We start from the raw sequence: 18,224 nt of genomic DNA, 5'->3' as shown, positions 1-18,224 counted from the left end.
GGGGTTTCCAGAACCCGGGCGGCCGGGGCCTGGAAGGCCTCGCACGCACAGCACGGCACAGCAAGAAGGGCACGGCCTCGTGGCACGGTTTCGGACATGGGTGGGCATCGCGCTGGCCGGGGCACTGACGGTGTCCCTGGCCGGCTGCAGCAGCACCGGCGGCAAGCGCGCCGAGGACGCCCGCAAGGCCGCGTCGGCCGAGGGCAGGGCGGCGGTGAACACCCCCCGCTGGACCTTCGCGATGATCACCCACTCGGGCGACGGCGACACCTTCTGGGACATCGTCCAGAGCGGCGCCGAGCAGGCCGCGGTCAAGGACAACATCAACTTCCTGTACTCCCACGACGACGAGGCGCAGCAGCAGGCCCAGCTCGTGAACGCGGCCATCGACAAGAAGGTCGACGGCATCGTCGTCACCCTCGCCAAGCCCGACGCGATGAAGTCCGCCCTCGCCCGCGCGCACAAGGCGGGCATCCCCGTGATCACGGTGAACTCCGGCTCCGAGGAGTCCAAGGAGTTCGGCGCCCTCACCCACGTCGGCCAGGACGAGACCATCGCCGGCGAGGCCGTGGGCGAGGAGCTGAACGAGCGGGGCCGCAAGCAGGCGATCTGCGTGCTCCACGAGCAGGGCAACGTCGGCCACGAGCAGCGCTGCGACGGCGTCGAGAAGACCTTCGACGGCAAGGTCCAGCGGCTCTACGTCAACGGCACAAGCATGCCCGACGTGCAGTCCGCCATCGAGGCCAAGCTCCAGACCGACAAGTCCGTCGACGCCGTGGTCACCCTCGGCGCCCCGTACGCCGACACCGCCGTCAAGGCCAAGCAGGGCGCCGGCAGCAAGGCCGAGATCGACACCTTCGACCTCAACGCCAAGGTGGCCGCCGGACTCGAGGACGGCACCCTCGGCTTCGCCGTCGACCAGCAGCCCTACCTCCAGGGCTACGAGGCCGTCGACCTGCTGTGGCTGTACAAGTACAACGCCGACGTCCTCGGCGGCGGCCGGCCGGTGCTCACCGGGCCGCAGATCATCACCAAGGACGACGCCGCCGCCCTGGCCGACTACACGAAGCGGGGCACGCGATGAACGCCACACAGGTGAAGGAGGCCGACGAACGGCTCCTGCACACATCGGCGCTGCGCAAGCTCATGGGCCGCCCCGAGCTGGGCTCCGTCGTCGGCGCGATCGCCGTCTTCGTCTTCTTCGCGTTCTTCGCCGACAGCTTCCTGCACGCCGCCAGCCTCAGCACGGTGCTCTACGCCGCCTCCACGATCGGCATCATGGCCGTCCCGGTGGCCCTGCTGATGATCGGCGGCGAGTTCGACCTGTCCGCGGGCGTCATGGTCACCTCCTCGGCGCTGGTGTCGTCGATGTTCAGCTACCAGATGACCGCCAACGTCTGGGTCGGCGTCGGCGTGTCGCTGCTGGTCACCCTGGCGATCGGCGCCTTCAACGGCTTCATGCTCACCCGCACCAGACTCCCCAGCTTCATCATCACGCTCGGCACGTTCCTCATGCTGACCGGCCTGAACCTGGGCTTCACCAAGCTCATCGACGGCACCGTCTCCACCAAGTCGATCGCCGACATGGAGGGCTTCCCCTCCGCGCGCGACGTCTTCGCCTCCACGATCACGATCGGCGGCGTCGGCTTCAAGGTGACCATCCTGTGGTGGCTCGCCCTGGTCGCCGTCGCCAGCTGGATCCTGCTGCGCACCCGCGCGGGCAACTGGATCTTCGCGGTCGGCGGCAACAAGGACGCCGCCCGCGCGGTGGGCGTCCCGGTCACGAAGACCAAGATCGGCCTCTACATGGGCGTCGGCCTCGGCGCCTGGATCTCCGGCCAGCACCTGCTCTTCTCCTACGACGTCGTCCAGTCCGGCGAGGGCGTCGGCAACGAGCTGATCTACATCATCGCGGCCGTCATCGGCGGCTGCCTCATCACCGGCGGCTACGGCAGCGCCGTCGGCTCGGCGGTCGGCGCGTTCATCTTCGGCATGACCAGCAAGGGCATCGTCTTCGCCGAGTGGAACCCCGACTGGTTCAAGTTCTTCCTCGGAGCGATGCTGCTCCTCGCGACCCTGCTCAACGCCTGGGTCCGCAAGCGCGCGGAGGCCACCAAGTGACGCAGACCGAAAGCCGTACGGCGCTCGTCGAGCTGTCCGGCGTCAGCAAGAACTACGGCAACGTCCGCGCCCTCGAAGGCGTGTCCCTGGAGGTCCACGCCGGGGAGATCACCTGCGTCCTGGGCGACAACGGCGCGGGCAAGTCCACCCTCATCAAGATCATCGCCGGGTTGCACCAGCACGACGGCGGCACGCTGAGCCTGGACGGCGAGGAGACCCGCCTCGCCTCCCCGCGCGAAGCCCTGGACCGCGGCATCGCCACCGTCTACCAGGACCTCGCCGTCGTCCCGCTCATGCCGGTCTGGCGCAACTTCTTCCTCGGCTCCGAGCCGCGCAAGGGCGTCGCCCCGTTCAAGCGCATGGACGTCGACCACATGCGCCGCACCACCCACGCCGAACTGCTGCGCATGGGCATCGACCTCCGCGACGTCGACCAGCCCATCGGCACCCTCTCCGGCGGCGAACGCCAGTGCGTGGCCATCGCCCGCGCGGTGTACTTCGGCGCGAAGGTCCTCGTCCTGGACGAGCCGACGGCGGCGCTCGGCGTCAAGCAGTCCGGCGTCGTCCTGAAGTACGTGGCGGCGGCCCGTGACCAGGGCCTCGGTGTCGTCCTCATCACCCACAACCCGCACCACGCGTACCTGGTGGGCGACCGCTTCGTCCTCCTGAAGCGCGGCACGATGGTCGGCAACCACGAGCGGGACGCCATCACACTGGACGAGCTGACGCGCCAGATGGCGGGCGGAAACGAGCTGGACGATCTACGCCATGAGCTGCAACGGAACCAGGGGCGCGGGGAACGGCGCGAGTAACCACGACGCACCCGCACCCGGCAACGAACCGATCACGCCACCCCCTGTCCCATTCGGCACCCGGCACACCCGTGCGGCACAATCGCACCCGATGAGCACCTACCGCGACTTCACCGCCCCCATCGGATCCCGCCGCGCCCCGGTCCTGCGCACCGTGGGCACGAGGGAACGCCGCTCGCACCTCACGGCACCCCGCGTGCCCACGGTCGGCATCGACATCGGCGGCACGAAGGTCATGGCGGGCGTCGTCGACGCCGACGGCAACATCCTGGAGAAGCTCCGCACGGAGACCCCGGACAAGTCCAAGAGCCCGAAGGTCGTCGAGGACACGATCGTCGAGCTGGTCCTGGACCTCTCCGACCGGCACGACGTGCACGCCGTGGGCATCGGCGCGGCCGGCTGGGTCGACGCCGACCGCAACCGCGTCCTGTTCGCCCCCCACCTGTCCTGGCGCAACGAACCGCTGCGCGACCGCCTCGCCGGCCGCCTGGCCGTCCCCGTCCTGGTGGACAACGACGCCAACTCCGCCGCCTGGGCCGAGTGGCGCTTCGGCGCCGGCCGCGGCGAGGACCACCTGGTCATGATCACGCTCGGCACCGGCATCGGCGGCGCGATCCTGGAGGACGGCCAGGTCAAGCGCGGCAAGTACGGCGTCGCCGGCGAGTTCGGGCACATGCAGGTCGTCCCCGGCGGCCACCGCTGCCCGTGCGGCAACCGCGGCTGCTGGGAGCAGTACAGCTCGGGGAACGCCCTGGTGAGGGAGGCCCGCGAGCTGGCCGCCGCCGACTCGCCGGTGGCGTACGGGATCATCGAGCACGTCAAGGGCAGCATCGGCGACATCACCGGCCCGATGATCACCGAGCTGGCCCGCGAGGGCGACGCGATGTGCGTCGAGCTGCTCCAGGACATCGGGCAGTGGCTCGGCGTCGGCATCGCCAACCTCGCCGCGGCCCTCGACCCGTCCTGCTTCGTGATCGGCGGCGGGGTCAGCGCCGCCGACGACCTGCTGATCGGCCCCGCGCGCGACGCCTTCAAGCGTCAGCTCACCGGTCGCGGCTACCGCCCCGAGGCCCGCATCGTCCGCGCCCAGCTCGGCCCCGAGGCCGGCATGGTGGGCGCCGCCGACCTGGCCCGGCTGGTCGCCCGCAGGTTCCGCCGGGCCAAGCGGCGCCGGGTGGAGCGGTACGAGCGCTACGAACGGTACGCCGAGGCCCGCCGCTCGTCCCGGGAGTCGCTGTGACGGAGACCCTGCCGCAGCAGGCGGCGTCCCCGAGGGAGCCCGGACCGCCGCCCGAGGACCGCCGGCACATGATCCGCCGCCGTGCGCTCACGCTGCTCATCATCGTGCTGCTCATCGGCGTCCCGGCCGGCTACCTCGCGATCTCCGCCGGCCAGAGCCGGGACAGCGGCCGGGACAAGGAGGCGAAGTACGCGGCGACCGGCATGACCGACGGCTGGCCGTCCAAGCTGCAGCGCCGCATCTACGAGGTGCCCGTCCCGGTCCCGTCCGACGAGGTCGCCTACTACGAGACGAACAACTGGAAGACCAGCCGGCTCTACGTCCAGTTCGAGACCACGAACGCGGGTCTCGACGTCTTCCTCGCGGGGCTGGGCGTCGACCGGGACGCGCTGAAGAAGGACAGGATCGCGATCAGCGACCGCGCCCAGCGGGTCACCGGCTGGGAGTTCGGCGGGTCCGGTTCCTGGTGGGGCGTCGTCAACGAGCAGGAGAACCCGGCGCCGACCCAGGACGTCGTCGTGAACATGGAAAACCCGGACTACCCCATGGTCTACGTCGTCTCGCACACCGTTCCGTAGGGTCCCCGGGCCCGGCGGCGGCCGCCGGAGCCGATTGTCAGACCCCGCCCGTAGAGTCGAAGACATCTGATCGGGCCGACGGGCGGGAGGTGACAGGACGTATGGGCGACACGGCCGTGACGGACACGACGGCTCCCGGACGAGCGGGGGAGCGGACGGCGGAGCCGGGGGAGGCGATGCGGCACGCGGCGGCGTCCGTCCCCGCCCGGCTCGCGGCCGTCTTCCTGCCCGCACCCCTCCCGCGCGAGGGCCGGATCGCCTTCTGGGACCCCGACGGCGGCCCCGTCACCGGCCCGGTCCCCGCCTACGACGCCGACGGCGGCGTCGCCCCGGGGCCCGGGGCAGGTGCCGCCGGGGCGCGTCCCGGGAGCGGTCCGGCCGGGGACACGGAGGCGGGGCACGGCGCGGAGGCCGCGGCGGTCACCGGCGACGGAGCGCGGCCGGGCGGCCGGGTCGCGGAGCTGACCGTCGTACGGCCGCACGGCGCCGGGGTGCGCCGCCGGACCACCCCCGCGGTGTCCCTGCCGCTCGCCGAGGCGCTGCCCCTCCTGGTGCGCGCCCGGCACGACCCGGCCGCCCACCCCGCCACCGCCTGCTGGGGCGCGGCGGCCCTGCACGCCCTGCGGCTCACCGCGCGCGGACGGCTGCTGCCCGGCCTGACCGCGACCGGGCACGACGCCTGGCGGGCCGGCCCGCTCGACCCCGATGACATCGCGCACCTGCGGGCCGTGGCCGCCGCCCTGCCCCCCGAGGGCCACGCGGTCCCCCTCGACGGCCCGGGACCCATCCGGCTCCCGGAGCCGGAAGCGCTGACCCGCGCCTTCCTCGACGCGGTCGCCGACATCCTCCCGCGCACGCCGGCCGCGTCCCACGCCTCCGGCCGTCCGTTCGCCGCCCGCGCGGCCCAGCACCTGCCCGACGCCCACGACTGGGCCGCCGAGGTCGCCGCGGGCATGGACGCGGGCGTGCGGATCTCGCTCCGCCTCGACCTGTCGGCGTACGACCTGTTCGACCGCGACGCGGACGGGGGCGCGGGCACGGAAGGCGGCGGCAGCGTCGGCGTGCGCAACGCGGGCGCGGCGATCGTCCAGGTGCACAGCCTCGCCGACCCCACGCTCGTCGCCGACGCCGCGGACCTGTGGGCGGGGGCGGCCGACGCGTCGTTCGGCGCCCGCGCGCGCGTGGACGCCGCCCTCGCGGTGCGCCGCGCGGCGCGGGTCTGGCCGCCGCTGGACCGGCTCACCGAACAGGACGTCCCCGACGTCCTCGCCCTGTCCGAGGAGGAGGTCACCGACCTGCTGGGCGTGGCGGCCGGCCGGCTCGCCGCCGCGGGCGTCGCCGTGCACTGGCCCCGCGACTTGGCCCAGGACCTCACCGCGACCGCCGTGGTCCGGACCGCGCCCGGTTCGGCGACGGACGGCACGGGCTTCTTCGAGAGCGAGGACCTGCTCCAGTTCCGCTGGCAGCTCGCGATCGGCGGCGATCCGCTCACCGAGGCCGAGATGGACACCCTGGCGGAGGCACACCGCCCGGTCGTCCGGCTCCGCGACCGGTGGGTGCTGGTCGACCCCTCGCTCGTCCGCCGCGCCCGTAAACGCGACCTGGGCCTGCTCGACCCCGTCGACGCCCTCTCCGTCGCCCTCACCGGCAGCGCCGAGGCCGACGGCGAAACGGTCGACGTGGTGCCCGTCGGCGCCCTGGCCGCCCTGCGCGACCGGCTCACCGCCGGTGTGCGCCCCGCCGCACCCCCTCCCGGCCTGCACGCCACCCTCCGCGACTACCAACTGCGCGGTCTGGGCTGGCTCGACCTCATGACCTCGCTCGGCCTCGGCGGCTGCCTCGCCGACGACATGGGCCTCGGCAAGACCGTCACCGTCATCGCCCTGCATCTGAAGCGGGCCCGCACCGAACCGACCCTCGTCGTCTGCCCGGCCTCCCTCCTGGGCAACTGGCAGCGGGAGATCGAGCGCTTCGCCCCCGGCGTCCCCGTCCGCCGCTTCCACGGCCCCGACCGCACCCTCGACGACCTGACCGGCGGCTTCGTCCTCACCACCTACGGCACGATGCGATCCGCCGCCACGACCCTCGCCGAGCACCCCTGGGGCATGGTCGTCGCGGACGAGGCCCAGCACGTGAAGAACCCGTACTCGGCGACGGCGAAGGCCCTGCGCACGATTCCGTCCCCGGCGCGGGTGGCGCTGACCGGCACGCCTGTGGAGAACAACCTCTCCGAGCTGTGGGCGCTGCTCGACTGGACCACCCCCGGACTGCTCGGCCCCCTGAAGTCCTTCCGCGCCCGGCACGCGCGCGCGGTGGAGAACGGCGAGGACGACCAGGCGGTGGAGCGCCTCGCCCGCCTCATCCGCCCCTTCCTGCTGCGCCGCAGGAAGTCCGACCCGGGCATCGTCCCCGAGCTGCCGCCGAAGACCGAGACGGACCACCCCGTCCCGCTCACCCGCGAGCAGGCCGCGCTCTACGAGGCGGTGGTGCGCGAGTCGATGCTCGCCATCGAGGAGGCCGAGGGCATGGGCCGCCGCGGCCTCGTCCTCAAGCTGCTGACCTCGCTGAAGCAGATCTGCGACCACCCCGCGCTGTTCCTGAAGGAGGCACACCCGCCGGGCGGGGCCGACCGGATGACCGCCCGATCCGGCAAGCTCGCCCTGCTGGACGAGCTGCTGGACACGGTGCTCGCCGAGGACGGCTCGGCACTGGTCTTCACGCAGTACGTCGGCATGGCCCGCCTCATCACCTCACACCTGGGCGCCCGCGCGGTCCCGGTCGACCTCCTGCACGGCGGTACGCCGGTGCCGGAGCGCGAGCGGATGGTGGACCGCTTCCAGAGCGGGGCGACCCCCGTCCTCGTCCTGTCCCTGAAGGCCGCCGGCACCGGCCTGAACCTCACCCGCGCCGGTCATGTCGTGCACTTCGACCGCTGGTGGAACCCGGCCGTGGAGGAACAGGCGACCGACCGCGCCTACCGCATCGGCCAGACCCAGCCGGTCCAGGTCCACCGGCTCATCACCGAGGGCACCGTCGAGGACCGCATCGCCGAGATGCTCCAGTCCAAGCGGGCCCTGGCCGACGCGATCCTCGGCTCCGGCGAGTCGGCCCTCACCGAGCTGACGGCACGTGAACTGTCCGACCTCGTCTCCCTGCGGAGGCCGTCATGACCCCCGGTCCCGCCGACGAGGCCCGCCGCGCCCTGCGGGAGGCACGCGAGCGCGGCGAGGGAACGGGCGCGGGCCGGGAGCACGGGCCGGCGTCACCGGCGCCGGCACCGTCCGCACCGTCGGCGCAGGCGCAGGGCCAGGAGGGCGCCCCGGGCGGGAAGCCCACTGAGCCCACCGAGCCACGCGCCGGGGACGCCGCCCGCGCCGCCCTGCGCAGGGCACGGCATGCGGAGGCGCACGACCCCGGGCACGCCTCCGACACGCCGTCACATCGGTCGAATCCGGCAGAAGGGGTGGAGTCGGGAGGGCCGACACAGCGGGGCGAAGGAGGGGACCGGTCGGGCGACCGGCCCCCGTCGACGGCCCCCGTCGAAGAGTCCCGCTCCGGTGCCGCGGACGGAGGCGACAGCCGTCCCGCGGACGTGGCGCGGGAGGCACTGCGGGCGGCGCGTCGGCAGGCGAAGGCCGCCGCGGCGTCCGGGGGCGCCGCGCATGCACGGCGGGCGCCGCGTCCGGCCGGCCGTCAGCGGCGGGCGGGCGGCACGGGCACCGCCGACGCCCGCGCACGTGCCGTACGGGACTTCGTCGCGGACGCCTTCCGACTCCCCTCGGAGGCGGACCCGCCCGAGGAGACCTCGCCGGCCGGGCGGACCGGAGAAAGCCTGCCCGCCGACAAGCACGCCGACCGGACCTCCCGCGAAGTACGGGCGACGCTCTCGTCTCCAGAGGCGGTCTCGGCGTCCGGCGTGGGTCCTGCCGTGGGCTCTGGTCCTGTGGGGTCCGGGGAGGAAGGGGCGGCGCTCTCGTCCCCAGCGGCGGCCTCCTCGTCCGGCGTGGGTCCTGCCGTCGGCTCCGGTCCTGCGGGCTCGGGGGAGGATCGGGTGGCGGCCTCGTCCCCCGGGCCTCCTCCGTCCCCCGGGCCTGCTCCGTCCCCGGAGTCCGCTCCGGCCCCCGGCCCGGCTCGGTCCCCGGAGTCCGCTCCGGCCCGCCACCCGGCTCCGGCCCCCGAGCCCACCCCGCCCCCCGAGCCCACCCCGCCCCCCGGCGTCGGTCCGGTCACCGGGGCCGGTGTCGAGCCCGCCGCCGTCTCTCCGCGTGCCGGGCACGCGCCGCGCCCCGAAGGCTCGGCATCCGACCGCGAGCGGCCGGAAGGGCCGAGGCGTCCCGAGCAGCCGTCGGCCGTGCGTGACCGGGACGCCGACGCCGCCCACTCCGCACCGCCCGCGCGACCCCGTGCACCCCGCTCGATGGGGGCCCCGGGCCGCGACGGCGAACTCCGGCGCACCTTCCCCGCGCTCCCGCCCCGGAATGCCGCCGACGAGGGCCTCGCCGGGACCTGGTGGGGGAACGCGTGGGTGACCGCGCTGGAAGAGGGCGCCCTGGACCCCGCGCGGCTGGAGCGCGGGCGCGGATACGCCGAGCGGGGGCGCGTGGACGCCATCACCGTGACCCCCGGGCTGGTCCTCGCCTACGTACAGGGCAGCCGGGCCCGGCCGTACCGCGCGCAGGTGCGGCTGCGGACGCTCGGCGACGCCGACTGGGACCGGTTCCTGGACGCCGCCGTCGAACGGCCCGGGCACATCGCCGCCCTCCTCGACAAGGAACTGCCCCACTCCCTGGCCGACCTGGCGGACCGCGGCGTCCCGCTGCTCCCCGGCCCCGGTGACCTCACCCCGCAGTGCAGCTGCCCCGACTCCGGGCACCCCTGCAAACACGCCGCCGCCCTCTGTTACCAGACGGCGCGTCTGCTCGACGCCGACCCCTTCGTGCTCCTCCTGCTGCGCGGCCGGGGCGAACGCACGCTGCTCGACGCCCTGTCCCGGCGCAACGCCGCCCGCGCGGCCCGCGCCGCCCAGGAGCGCGGACCGGCGCCCCTGCCCGGCGTCCGCGCCGGGGAAGCCCTTGCCCGGCGCCTCCTGCCGCCCCTCCCCGCACCGCTGCCCGCGCCCCCGCACCCGGAGCAGCCGCCGGCCTACCCGGCCGCCCCGGGCGGCCCCGACCCGTTCGCGCTGGACCAGCTCGCCACCGACGCAGCCGCCCGCGCCCACGCCCTGCTCACGACCGGGCGCGATCCGGTCGGCGGGCTGACGCTGTGGCAGGACGCCGTCCGACTGGCGGCGGCACGCCCGGGCTCCGGCCTCACCGCGGGCACCCGCGCGCTCTACGCCTCCCTCGCCTCGGCCGCCGGACGCGACACGGCGGAGCTGGCGCGAGCCGTCGCCGCCTGGCGGCAGGGCGGACCCGAGGGCCTCGACGTCCTGGAGGAGCCCTGGGACCCGCCGGCCGGCCGTTTCGACCGCGCCCGCCCCCTGCTGCTCGCCGCCGACCTCCCCGCCTTCCGCCCCTGGCGCAACCGCCTCACCCACCCCCGGGGCCATGTCCAGCTCAGACTCGGCCGGGCAGGCCTCTGGTACGCCTACGAGTCCGAGCCCGACCGCGAGGACTGGTGGCCGCGCGGCACCCCCGACCTCGACCCGGTCGGCGCCCTGACCGGCCTGGGCACCCGAGTCGACCTCTGACTCCCGGGCACGAAGAGGGCGTTGTCTTCCACCGGCCGGATGTATAGCCTCACTCATGGCATGTGACATTGCACAGCGCGGGTGCTGGTGATCGACGCTGTTGGCTCGTGGCGCTCGGAGGAGGGCCGTTGACCCTGAAGATCGTCGTCGTGGGCGCGGGAGTCGTCGGAGCCGCCTGCGCCTTCCACGCCGCCTCGGCGGGCATGGACGTCACGGTCGTCGACCGCGGTCCGGTGGGCGCCGGGACGACGAGCCGCGGCGAGGGCAACGTCCTCCTCTCCGACAAGGAACCCGGCCCCGAGCTGGCCCTGGCCCAGTTGAGCCGCACCCTGTGGGACGAGGCGGGCAGGGAGCTCGGTCCCGACTCCCTCGAACTCGAGGCCAAGGGCGGCCTGGTCGTCGCGAGCACCGCCGAAGGCCTCGCCGCGCTCGGCGAGTTCGCCGCCCGGCAGGAGGCGGCCGGAGTCCGCGTCCAGCCGGTCGACCGGGTGCGGGACCTCGAACCCCACCTCGCGCCCGGGATCCCCGGCGGCGTCCACTACCCGCAGGACGCCCAGGTGCAGCCGGTGCTGGCGGCGGCCGCGCTGCTGCGAGCCGCCGTACGGCACGGCGCCCGCTTCCGCACCGGCGAGGTCGCGTCCGCCGTAACCGCCCGGGACGGCGGCCGAACCCCCGCGGACCGGTCCACCGGCGGCCGGATCACCGGGGTCCGGACGACCGCCGGTGACCTGCTGCCCGCCGACGCCGTCGTCAACGCCGCCGGGACCTGGGGCGGCGAGGTCGGACGGCGGCTCGGAGCGCCCGTCGAGGTGCTGCCGCGCCGCGGCTTCGTCCTGGTGACCGAACCGTTGCCCCCGATGGTCCGGCACAAGGTCTACTCCGCGGACTACGTCGCCAACGTCGCTTCGTCCGACGCCGGACTGGAGACCTCGTGCGTCGTCGAGGGCACGCGCGGCGGCACGATCCTCATCGGCGCCAGCAGGGAACGCGTCGGCTTCGACACCACGATGAACCCCGCCGTGGTCGCGCGGCTCGCCGCGCAGGCGTGCCGGCTCTTCCCCTTCCTGCGCGGAGTCCACCTGATGCGCGCCTACCGCGGCTTCCGGCCGTACTGCCCCGATCACCTGCCGGTCGTCGGCCCCGACCCGCGCGTGCCGGGCGTCGTCCACGCCTGCGGTCACGAGGGCGCGGGCATCGGCCTCGCCCCCGCGACCGGCGCCCTGGTGACGGCCCATCTGCTCGGCCGCCCCTGGCGCGGCGCCGACCCGGCCGCGCACACCGCTCTTCTCCCCGACCGCTTCCTCAACGCCGGAGGTGCGCCCCAGTGAGCGAGATCGTCGTCGACGGCGACCCGCTGCCGTTCACCGAGGGACAGACCGTGGCCGCGGCCCTCGTCGCGGCGGGCCGGGTCGCCTGGCGCACCACTCGCGTCGGACGCCGCCCACGGGGCGTCTTCTGCGGCATCGGCGTCTGCTTCGACTGCCTCGTCACGGTCGACGGTACCGGCGGGCAGCGCGCCTGCCTGGTGCCGGCCCGGCCCGGCATGACCGTCACGACGCGGGAGGACGACGATGAGTGAGCCGGCGGACCTCGTCGTCGTGGGCGCGGGCCCGGCGGGCATGGCCGCGACCGCCACCGCACTGGCCGGCGGACTGCGCGTCGTACTGGTCGACTCCGGGACCGCCCTCGGCGGACAGTACTGGCGGCACCCGCCGGAGCACGCGCGAGCGGCCGTACCGACCGACGACCTGCACCACGGGCTGCGCGCATACCGTGCCCTGTGCCGGGCGTTGACGGCGCACCGGGCGGCGGGCCGGCTCGACCTGCGCCTGGAACACCACGCCTGGTCCGCCGTCCGCGAGGGCGACGGATTCGCGGTCCACGTGGTCGACCGCCGGGCAGCGCCACGGGAGACCCCGGGCGTCGTGCGCGCGCCGAGGCTCCTCGTGGCCACCGGCGCCTACGACCGTCAACTGCCCTTCCCCGGCTGGGACCTGCCCGGTGTCCTGACCGCCGGCGGCCTGCAGGCGCTGCTCAAGGGCGGCGGCGTGGCGGCCGGGAGCAGGGTGGCGCTGGGCGGCACCGGACCGTTCCTGCTGCCGGTCGCCGCCGGTCTCGCCGCGCGCGGCGTCGAGGTCGTCGCGGTGTGCGAGGCGGCCCACCCGAGGGCCTGGCTGCGCCGTCCCGGTCCGCTGCTGCGCAACCCCGCCAAGTGGGCCGAGGGAGCCGGATACGCCGCCGTGCTCGCCCGCCACCGTGTCCCGGTGCGCCCGCGCACGGCGATCGTCGCCGCGGAGGGCGGCGAACGCGTGACGTCGGTGCGGATCGCCTCGCTCACGCCGGACGGCAGCCCCCGCCCGGGAACCGAACGACGCGTCGAGGTCGACGCCGTCGGCGTCGGCTGGGGCTTCACACCCCAGCTCGACCTGCTCGTCCCGCTCGGCTGCGCCCTCACGGACTCGGCGGACGGGAACGCGGTGGCCGTGGTCGACGCGGGGCAGCGCACCACCGTACCCGGTCTCTACACCGCGGGGGAGACCTGCGGTGTGGGCGGGGCGGCGCTCGCGGTGAACGAGGGCCGCCTGGCCGCTCAGTCGGTCCTCACCGACTCCGGTGCACCCCACGTAGGGGCGAACAGGCGCCTGGCGGCGGTCCGTTCGGCGGTGGACCGGCAACGCGCCTTCGCCCGGGCGATGGCGCTGGCCCATCCGGTCCCTCCCGCATGGTCCTCGTGGCTCACCGACGAGACCGTCGTGTGCCGCTGCGAGGAGGTGAACGCCGCAGCGGTCCGGACCGCCCGCGCGGCCGGCGCCCAGGACCACCGGCAGGTCAAGCAGCTGACCCGGGCCGGCATGGGCTGGTGCCAGGGCCGGATGTGCCAACCCGCCGTGCACTGCCTGACGGCACGGGAGCGGGCCTACGAGCCCGCGGAACGGCTCGTCGCGACGCCCGTCACCCTCGGAGCCCTCGCCGACCTCGACGAAGGACCCCCACCCCAGACCCCCGCGACACCCCAGACCCCCGCGACACCCCAGACCCCCGCGACACCCCAGACCCCCGCGACACCCCAGACCCCCGCGACACCCCAGGCCCCCGCGGCACCGCCCGCACCGTCGGGACCGGCGGCCAACGGCGCAACCGACAAGGAGTGTTCATGAGCGAGACCCGCAAGCCCTGGCACGGCGTCATCGTCGCGACCAGCCTGCCGTTCCACGACGACCTCTCGGTCGACTTCAGTGCCTACGGCGAGAGCGTCGCCCACCTCGCCGAGCAGGGGATGCACGGCGTCGCGCCCAACGGATCGCTCGGCGAGTACCAGACCCTCACGTACGAGGAGCGAGACCGCGTCGTCGAGACCGCCGTCGCGAACGCGCCCGCCGGGTTCACCGTCATGCCGGGCGTCGGCGCCTACGGCGGCGGGGAGGCCAGGCGGCACGCACAGTTCGCCAAGGACGCGGGCTGCCAGGCGGTGATGTGCCTGCCGCCCAACACCTACCGCGCCGACGACCGCGCCGTGCTGGAACACTTCGAGACGGTGGCCTCGGTGGGACTGCCCGTCACCGCGTACAACAACCCCATCGACACCAAGGTGGACCTGCGCCCCGACCTGCTGGCCAAGCTGCACGCCGAAGGGTTCATCGTGGGCGTCAAGGAGTTCTCCGGCGACGTCCGGCGCTGCTACGAGATCTCCGAACTGGCCCCCGGCCTCGACCTCATGATCGGCACCGACGACACCGTGCTGGAGGTCGCACTGGCCGGCGCCAAGGGCTGGGTCGCCGGGTACCCACAGGTCTTCCCCCGGGCCTGCCTCGCCCTGTACGAGGCGTCGGTCGCGGGCGACCTGGAGACGGCACTGCCGCTCTACCGCCGGCTGCACCCGGTGCTGCGGTGGGACAGCAGGACGGAGTTCGTCCAGGCCGTCAAGCTCGGCCAGGAGCTGACCGGCCGCCGCGGCGGTGTGTGCCGCCCGCCGCGGCAGCCGCTGGCCCCGGAGACGGAGGCCGTCGTACGCGCCGCCACCCAGGCCCTGATCGACGCGGGGGTGAACTGACGATGCGCTCGACGGTCTGCTACCACGCCGTCGACTCGCACACCGAGGGCATGCCCACCCGCGTGATCACCGGCGGGGTGGGCGTCCTCCCCGGCGCGACGATGTTCGAGCGACGGCAGCGGTTCGTCGCGGAACGCGACGACCTGCGCACCCTGCTCATGTGCGAACCACGCGGGCACGCCTCGATGTCCGGGGCGATCCTGCAGCCGCCCACCCGTCCGGACGCCGACTACGGCGTGCTCTTCATCGAGGTCTCCGGCTGTCTGCCGATGTGCGGGCACGGCACCATCGGGGTCGCCACGGTCCTCGTCGAGACCGGCATGGTGGAGGTGGCCGAACCGGAGACCCTGGTCCGGCTCGACACACCGGCCGGACTCGTCACGGCCCGGGTACGGGTGCGCGACGGCCACGCCGAGTCGGTCACCCTGGAGAACGTGGCGTCGTACTGCCACGCACTCGACCAGGTCGTCGACGTCCCCGGCCACGGCCGGGTGCGCTACGACATCGCCTACGGCGGCAACTTCTACGCCTTCGTCCGCACCGACGACCTCGGCATCCCCTTCGAACGGGCGCACAAGCAGCGGCTGCTCGACGCGGGACTGGCCGTCATGGACGCGATCAACAAGCAGAACCCGGTGTCCCACCCGGAGAATCCGGAGATCGACGTGTGCCACCACGTCTACCTGGAGGCCCCCGGATCCACCGCGGAGCACTCACGGCACGCCATGGCGATCCACCCGGGGTGGTTCGACAGATCGCCCTGCGGCACCGGCACCAGCGCCCGGATGGCGCAGTTGCACGCCCGCGGCCTGCTGCCGGCCGGCCGGGACTTCGTCAACGAGTCGTTCATCGGCTCCCGGTTCGTCGGCCGGATCCTCGGCGAGACGACCGTCGGCGACCGCCCGGCCGTCCTTCCGTCCGTCACCGGCCGTGCCTGGATCACCGGCACCGCGCAGTACCTGCTCGACCCCGCGGACCCCTACCCGGCCGGGTTCACCCTCTGACGGACGGGGCGGTGCCGTCCGCCCACAGCGTGCGGACGTGCGCGAGATGGCGGCGCATGCACTCCTCGGCCTCGGCACCGCGGCCCGCCACCATCAGATCCAGCAGGTCGACGTGCTCCTGGGCCGAAGCGACCAGCCGCCCCGCCTCGTTGAGGCTCCCCAGCCCGAACAGGCGGGAACGCTTGCGCAGGTCGGCGACCACCTCCACGAGATGCCGGTTGCCGGCCAGGCCCAGCAGCGCGAGATGGAAGCGGTGGTCGGCTTCGAGGTACTCGAGGACGTCGTGCTCCCGGGCCGCGGTGACGATCCGCAGCGCCAGCGGCCGGAGGGCCTCCAGTTGCTCGGCGGTCGCGGTCGCGGCGACGCGGCCCACGGTGGGAACCTCGATCAGGGTCCGCAGCTCGGTGAACTCGTCCAGGTCCCGCTCGGTCATCTCCGTGATGCGAAACCCCTTGTTGCGCACCGCCTCGACCAGCCCTTCCCTGGCCAGGTCCAGCATGGCCTCGCGCACCGGAGTGGCGGAGACGCCGAGTTCGGCGGCCAGGGAGGGCGCGGAGTAGACGACACCGGGACGCAGATCACCGGCGATGAGGGCGGCCCGGAGCGCGTCGGCGACCTGGTCGCGCAGATGGGTCTGGACGGAGATCGCCCGGGACTTGAGATGCGGCATCCGTGCTCCTGCGTCCGGCCGGCCAATGGCGCCTCACCATACAATGTCACGTTGCGCCCACGACGGGCCGCGCGATGTCCGGTTCTCGACGCTCCGCGGTAAATGCCTGGACTGCGTACCTGGTCCGACGGGAGACTTCCGACTTCCGAACCACCGGGAGTGTGATGGGGACCACAGGCACGCGAGGGCCGGCACCGGGCAGGAGCGCGGTCGTCCTGGCGCTGCGCCACTACGGCCGGGAACTGCTGCGACAACGACGACTCGCCCTGCCCGCCCTGCTGCTGCCGGCCGTCGGCAACATCGGCATCCGCTACGTCGCGCCGCTGCTGATCGCCAAGTTGGCCGGGCAGGCGGCCGACGGCGGCGGACTCGCCCTCGGCCCGGCACTGCCGTACGTGCTGGGCTTCGGCGTGACGCTGCTGCTCGCCGAGGGCGTCTGGCGGATCGGGCAGCACTGCCTGAACCGCGTGGACGCGCTCGGCATGGAGCACCTCTACGTGAGTGGCATGGACGAACTCCTCGCCAAGGACGCCGCGTTCTTCCACGACAACTTCGCCGGCTCCCTGACCAAACGGGTGCTCAGCTACGGCAAGCGCTTCGAGGACTTCGTCGACACACTGACGTACCGCATCGTGGGCAGTCTCGTCCCGCTGGTGTTCGGGGCCGTGGTGCTGTGGAGCTACGAACCGATGCTGGTCGTCGGCCTGTTCGCGATGATCGCGCTGACCGTGGCGGCCGCGACCCCGCTGATCCGGCGCAGGCAACGGCTCGTCAACGACCGGGAAGCGGCGATCGCCCGGGTCTCCGGCCATGTCGCCGACAGCCTCATGAACATGGAGACCGTCCGCGCCTTCGCGGCCGAGCGCCGGGAGGGGGCCGAACACCGCAGCCGCGTCGCGGAGTCCCGGCGCCTCACGCTGAAGTCGTGGGACTACGGCAACCTGCGCGTCGACACCCTGATCGCCCCCCTGTCCGTCCTGACCAACGTGCTGGGCCTGGTGGTCGCCCTCGCCCTCGGCGGCCCGGGCCAGGGCGTGGAGGAGGTCGTCGTCGCCTTCACGTACTACTCCAACGCCACCCAGATCATGTTCGAGTTCAACCAGATCTACCGGCGGCTGGAGAGCTCGATGACCGAGGCGGCGCAGTTCACGGAGCTGCTCCTCGACCCGCCCACCGTGCTGGACGCCGACGAGCCCGAACCGCTCGCGCCCAAGGACACCGGCGTCCGCTTCGAGGCGGTCACCTTCGCCCACACGGGCGCCGAGCCGATCTTCCGGGGACTCGACCTGGACGTGCCCGCGGGCGCGCGGATCGGCCTCGTCGGCAGGTCCGGCGGCGGCAAGACCACGCTCACCCGGCTCCTGCTGCGGATGTCGGACATCGACCAGGGCCGCATTCTGATCGGCGGCCAGGACATCAGCCGGCTGCGCCAGACCGACCTGCGCTCACTGATCGCCTACGTGCCGCAGGAACCCGCCATGTTCCACCGCAGCCTGCGGGACAACATCGCCTTCGCCCGGCCCGGCGCCACCGACGAGGAGATCCACGCGGCCGCCGCGGCCGCCCACGTCACCGAGTTCGCCCACCAGCTGCCCGACGGCTTCGCCACCCTGGTGGGGGAGCGGGGCGTGAAACTGTCGGGCGGCCAGCGCCAGCGCGTCGCCCTCGCCCGGGCCATCCTGCGCGACGCCCCGATCCTCCTGCTCGACGAGGCGACCAGCGCGCTGGACTCGGAGAGCGAGATCCTCGTCCAGGACGCCCTGTGGCGGCTGATGGACGGACGCACGGCCCTCGTGGTCGCCCACCGGCTGAGCACCGTCGCCGGCATGGACCGCCTCGTCGTCCTGGACCGCGGACGCGTCGTCGAGCAGGGCAGCCACGAGAAGCTGCTCGCGACGGACGGTGCCTACGCCCGGCTGTGGCAGCACCAGTCGGGCGGCTTCCTCGGCGAGAGCACCGACTCGTCCGCCGGACATCCTGCCCCGGAGGCCGGCCCCGGCGAGCCGCCCGGACCGGCCGACCCGGTACCGGTGGCGTGAGCGTGGCGCTCGCCGCGCCG

At 74.0% G+C, this 18,224-nt stretch carries 14 protein-coding genes; 13 read left to right on the top strand and 1 reads right to left on the bottom strand.

Annotation, left to right across the window (positions count from 1 at the left end):
• The first annotated feature begins 79 nt into the window (after positions 1-79).
• From D1J63_RS06705 to D1J63_RS06650, 12 genes are all read left to right on the top strand, one after another.
• Complete coding sequence (locus tag D1J63_RS06705; RefSeq protein ID WP_102927280.1) at positions 80-1,084, top strand: sugar ABC transporter substrate-binding protein; 1,005 nt, start codon at positions 80-82, stop codon at positions 1,082-1,084.
• Positions 1,081-2,121 carry an ABC transporter permease gene (locus D1J63_RS06700; RefSeq protein ID WP_125628147.1) on the top strand — a complete coding sequence of 347 codons (1,041 nt, stop codon included), beginning with the start codon at positions 1,081-1,083 and terminating at the stop codon, positions 2,119-2,121. The genes D1J63_RS06705 and D1J63_RS06700 overlap by 4 nt, the downstream gene beginning before the upstream one ends.
• Positions 2,118-2,933 (top strand): ATP-binding cassette domain-containing protein, encoded by an 816-nt coding sequence (locus tag D1J63_RS06695; protein WP_125628146.1) that lies wholly within the window; start codon positions 2,118-2,120, stop codon positions 2,931-2,933. Before D1J63_RS06700 ends, D1J63_RS06695 begins: the two co-directional genes overlap by 4 nt.
• Positions 2,934-3,024: 91 nt before the next feature.
• A complete protein-coding gene (locus tag D1J63_RS06690; RefSeq protein ID WP_061441779.1) occupies positions 3,025-4,173 on the top strand; it encodes an ROK family glucokinase in 1,149 nt (382 codons plus the stop codon).
• Positions 4,170-4,751, top strand: a complete 582-nt coding sequence (locus tag D1J63_RS06685; protein WP_102927277.1) for a sugar kinase — start codon at positions 4,170-4,172, stop codon at positions 4,749-4,751. Before D1J63_RS06690 ends, D1J63_RS06685 begins: the two co-directional genes overlap by 4 nt.
• A gap of 101 nt (positions 4,752-4,852) precedes the next feature.
• Positions 4,853-7,921: a DEAD/DEAH box helicase gene (locus tag D1J63_RS06680; RefSeq protein WP_125628145.1), complete on the top strand. Its 3,069-nt coding sequence runs from the start codon at positions 4,853-4,855 to the stop codon at positions 7,919-7,921.
• 422 nt (positions 7,922-8,343) lie between these two features.
• On the top strand, positions 8,344-10,440 hold the full coding sequence (locus tag D1J63_RS37070) for an SWIM zinc finger family protein (RefSeq protein ID WP_347141335.1): 2,097 nt from the start codon (positions 8,344-8,346) through the stop codon (positions 10,438-10,440).
• 128 nt (positions 10,441-10,568) lie between these two features.
• A complete protein-coding gene (locus D1J63_RS06670; RefSeq protein WP_125628143.1) occupies positions 10,569-11,768 on the top strand; it encodes an FAD-dependent oxidoreductase in 1,200 nt (399 codons plus the stop codon).
• On the top strand, positions 11,765-12,019 hold the full coding sequence (locus tag D1J63_RS06665) for a (2Fe-2S)-binding protein (RefSeq protein WP_125628142.1): 255 nt from the start codon (positions 11,765-11,767) through the stop codon (positions 12,017-12,019). The genes D1J63_RS06670 and D1J63_RS06665 overlap by 4 nt, the downstream gene beginning before the upstream one ends.
• Positions 12,012-13,598, top strand: coding sequence for an FAD/NAD(P)-binding oxidoreductase (locus D1J63_RS06660; RefSeq protein ID WP_125628141.1), 1,587 nt, complete (start codon positions 12,012-12,014; stop codon positions 13,596-13,598). The genes D1J63_RS06665 and D1J63_RS06660 overlap by 8 nt, the downstream gene beginning before the upstream one ends.
• Positions 13,595-14,491 (top strand): dihydrodipicolinate synthase family protein, encoded by an 897-nt coding sequence (locus D1J63_RS06655; RefSeq protein ID WP_125628140.1) that lies wholly within the window; start codon positions 13,595-13,597, stop codon positions 14,489-14,491. The genes D1J63_RS06660 and D1J63_RS06655 overlap by 4 nt, the downstream gene beginning before the upstream one ends.
• A 2-nt stretch (positions 14,492-14,493) precedes the next feature.
• Positions 14,494-15,495 (top strand): proline racemase family protein, encoded by a 1,002-nt coding sequence (locus tag D1J63_RS06650; protein ID WP_125628139.1) that lies wholly within the window; start codon positions 14,494-14,496, stop codon positions 15,493-15,495.
• Here D1J63_RS06650 and D1J63_RS06645 read toward each other — a convergent pair.
• Positions 15,485-16,165 carry a GntR family transcriptional regulator gene (locus D1J63_RS06645; RefSeq protein WP_125628138.1) on the bottom strand — a complete coding sequence of 227 codons (681 nt, stop codon included), beginning with the start codon at positions 16,163-16,165 and terminating at the stop codon, positions 15,485-15,487. The genes D1J63_RS06650 and D1J63_RS06645 overlap by 11 nt on opposite strands.
• 164 nt (positions 16,166-16,329) lie before the next feature.
• Here D1J63_RS06645 and D1J63_RS06640 point away from each other — a divergent pair, with 164 nt between their 5' ends.
• Positions 16,330-18,204 carry an ABC transporter ATP-binding protein gene (locus tag D1J63_RS06640; RefSeq protein ID WP_125628137.1) on the top strand — a complete coding sequence of 625 codons (1,875 nt, stop codon included), beginning with the start codon at positions 16,330-16,332 and terminating at the stop codon, positions 18,202-18,204.
• Positions 18,205-18,224 lie beyond the last annotated feature (20 nt).

Source organism: Streptomyces sp. KPB2, from assembly GCF_003950055.1.
GTDB lineage: Bacteria > Actinomycetota > Actinomycetes > Streptomycetales > Streptomycetaceae > Streptomyces > Streptomyces salinarius.
The sequence above is the reverse complement of the archived record's forward strand: the minus strand, read 5'-3'. Positions and strand labels throughout refer to the sequence as shown.

Coding starts and splice junctions, on each gene's coding strand:
- D1J63_RS06700 (WP_125628147.1), top strand. CDS start 1,081: ATGAACGCCACACAGGTGAAGGAGGCCGACGAACGGCTCCTGCACACA.
- D1J63_RS06690 (WP_061441779.1), top strand. CDS start 3,025: ATGAGCACCTACCGCGACTTCACCGCCCCCATCGGATCCCGCCGCGCC.
- D1J63_RS06680 (WP_125628145.1), top strand. CDS start 4,853: ATGGGCGACACGGCCGTGACGGACACGACGGCTCCCGGACGAGCGGGG.
- D1J63_RS06660 (WP_125628141.1), top strand. CDS start 12,012: ATGAGTGAGCCGGCGGACCTCGTCGTCGTGGGCGCGGGCCCGGCGGGC.
- D1J63_RS06655 (WP_125628140.1), top strand. CDS start 13,595: ATGAGCGAGACCCGCAAGCCCTGGCACGGCGTCATCGTCGCGACCAGC.
- D1J63_RS06650 (WP_125628139.1), top strand. CDS start 14,494: ATGCGCTCGACGGTCTGCTACCACGCCGTCGACTCGCACACCGAGGGC.
- D1J63_RS06645 (WP_125628138.1), bottom strand. CDS start 16,165: ATGCCGCATCTCAAGTCCCGGGCGATCTCCGTCCAGACCCATCTGCGC.
- D1J63_RS06640 (WP_125628137.1), top strand. CDS start 16,330: ATGGGGACCACAGGCACGCGAGGGCCGGCACCGGGCAGGAGCGCGGTC.